This is a genomic window from Microcystis sp. BLCC-F209, from assembly GCF_041928595.1.
Taxonomy (GTDB): Bacteria; Cyanobacteriota; Cyanobacteriia; order Cyanobacteriales; family Microcystaceae; genus Microcystis.
Genome location: NZ_JBHFLL010000113.1, coordinates 1 through 2286, shown reverse-complemented (window position 1 = coordinate 2286; position 2286 = coordinate 1). Strand labels below are relative to the sequence as shown.

The 2286-nt window shown below is 36.3% G+C and carries 3 protein-coding genes and 2 pseudogenes; all 5 read right to left on the bottom strand.

All coding sequences use genetic code 11. The features are described 5' to 3' along the window. Positions 1-133 (bottom strand): annotated as a pseudogene (locus tag ACE1AQ_RS07250) (cobalt-precorrin-5B (C(1))-methyltransferase); the annotation flags it as partial. A 191-nt stretch (positions 134-324) separates the two neighbouring features. Beyond that, complete coding sequence (locus ACE1AQ_RS07245; RefSeq protein ID WP_008206140.1) at positions 325-663, bottom strand: DUF86 domain-containing protein; 339 nt, start codon at positions 661-663, stop codon at positions 325-327. Continuing rightward, the gene (locus tag ACE1AQ_RS07240; RefSeq protein ID WP_002800547.1) at positions 660-950 is read right to left on the bottom strand and encodes a nucleotidyltransferase family protein; all 291 of its coding nucleotides are present in this window, start codon (positions 948-950) and stop codon (positions 660-662) included. The genes ACE1AQ_RS07245 and ACE1AQ_RS07240 overlap by 4 nt, the downstream gene beginning before the upstream one ends. A 65-nt stretch (positions 951-1015) precedes the next feature. Next, complete coding sequence (locus tag ACE1AQ_RS07235; RefSeq protein WP_374808139.1) at positions 1016-2041, bottom strand: hypothetical protein; 1026 nt, start codon at positions 2039-2041, stop codon at positions 1016-1018. 104 nt (positions 2042-2145) lie between these two features. Beyond that, positions 2146-2286 (bottom strand): annotated as a pseudogene (locus ACE1AQ_RS07230) (cobalt-precorrin-5B (C(1))-methyltransferase); the annotation flags it as partial.

Genomic DNA, 2286 nt, shown 5'->3' with positions numbered 1-2286 from the left:
CTGGCGGTTCTAAAAGATTAAAAGTAACGGAATTTAGCTCATTTTCGCCGTGGAGATGCTGGAGAGATGCGATCGCACTGGCACAGGCAAAAACTGGTAAAGTGTAACCGGAACGGGGTGGGGAGATAGACATGAATAGGGTCGATAGCCAATCAAATTAGCCGTGATCTGATTATAGAACTAGGGGGCAACCGCTGCTATTTTTGATCATTCTTTGACATCCTCACCACGCTATCTTTTTAAGGATAGTGGCTGAATGGGTTTGATGCTTGACCCAAAAAATGCCTAATCGCTTAGATATTACCTCCATGTTGTCAACTGATTTTAATTATTTTCATTAGCAATAATTTGCTGAATTTGTTGTTTTAATTTAGGTAAATTATCTTTAATAACTCCCCAAACTTCATCTACATTGATTCCCGTGTAGCTATGGATTAAAATATCTCGAAACCCTGCAATTTTACGCCAAGTAATTTCAGGATATTTTTTTCTAATCTCAGGAGAGAGTTGTTTAACAGCTTCTCCAATGACTTCAAAACAGCGAATCACAGCATCTTGAATTAATAAGGATTGATAGAATCTGTCTTTTCCCTCCTGTGTATAAGATTCGATTCGTTCAATTCTGTCTAAAATATCACCTAAATAAATTAAGTCATCATTCATAAAGGAATCACCTCTTTCATGATTCTTTCCCGAAAACAATCTCGTAAACTGTTAATAGTAGCCACATCAACCTTACAGCCTAAATAATCTTCTAAGTCTTGAATTAAACCAATTCTATCTAATAAGTTGCGCCCTTGTTCCATTTCTACTAAAAAGTCAATATCACTGTCATTGCTGTCTTCTCCTCTGGCAACTGATCCAAATATTAGAATATTAAATGCTCCATGTTTTCGAGCAATTTTTATAATATTTTCTCGTCTTTCTTTAAGAAGTTGATAGCGTTTCATTTTCATAATTTCCCGAATCACTCAATACTTTTTTGGGCAAGCAATATTAGTTTTTCCTACAATAATTATAGCATTTTACCCGTACATAACCAATATAAGGGTTCAATTATGCCAAAAGGTTGCCATTCTTGAGGATTTCTAATCACGGCCGATGTTCCCTCTTTACTTTTTGATTGAATAATTGAATTTGGTTCGCAATATTTACCAAATACTCCGAAGGATGAAGTGGTAAAATATTCAACTTTTCCCTTGTCCTCCTGAGTCCAATTTTCTAGGATTGCATACATTTTAGGAAAGCGTCTTTGTACCAGACCACGAGGATCATCTCGATTAACCCAAAGTTCTGATAAATCACATTTCGTGACAGCAAAAGCGATACGACAACCTTGCGGGTTACGCTGTGTTAAATCTGTAGTAAATTTTTCTAAAGACTTAGCATATACCTCATCTTCTCGATGAGATGTTCCATCTATTGGTAAGAAATATCCACCTATATCACTAAATAAATCATCATAATATTCTGTGAAGTTATTAGATGATGAAAACTCTTTAATATCTCTCAAGAGAGTATCTGGCATATCGTAGATATCAAATGAAACTTCTTCTGTATTTTTAGCCCAAAATAATCCTTTTATTTCCAGAGTAATAGTAAAACGATATAAAGGATAATCGCAAAAGCTACGGTTAAATTCTGTTGGGTTTAACATCACTTGCTCTTTTAAAATGTTTTCTGCCTTATAACTCAATTCTTTTGCAAACGGATAACTCGGTGTTACTTGACAAGATAAGACCTTTTTAGATTTTACCTGATGTTTTTGATGATAAGCTAAAGTCGCAAGATAAGTGCTTAATCCTGCTGCATAAGAACCTATACCGATGATAATAGTCATAACATTTACCTCACAGAAATAATGTGTTAAAAAAGGTTGAATAACTGGACTATTAACCCCACCTACAAACCCATCAAAGACCAATTCAAGAAAAAGAAACTTAGCTGACATTGAGCAGTTAATGGCGGTGGTAGCCTCGCTTTCTTGGCTGAGTAAAAGGCAGTATAAATGAACTTCCCCGTTGACAAAAGGCCATAACATCTGCTGTAGGAGGGATTAAGAGTATTCAAACCAATCGTCCCCAAGTCCTCCAATAAAGTCCGAAAACTAGGCCCGGGAAAGTTCTCTTAATTCCTTTTTTTCTTTATAGGGGTATTTCTAGTTAAATCTAAATTATCCCCCGGATCGCTGCGGGTGATGGCTAGGGCAGCATCGGGGTTCAGTCGGGCAACTTGTTCGATGGCAATTGTAACGGCTTCTGGCGGTTCTAAAAGATTAAAAGTAAC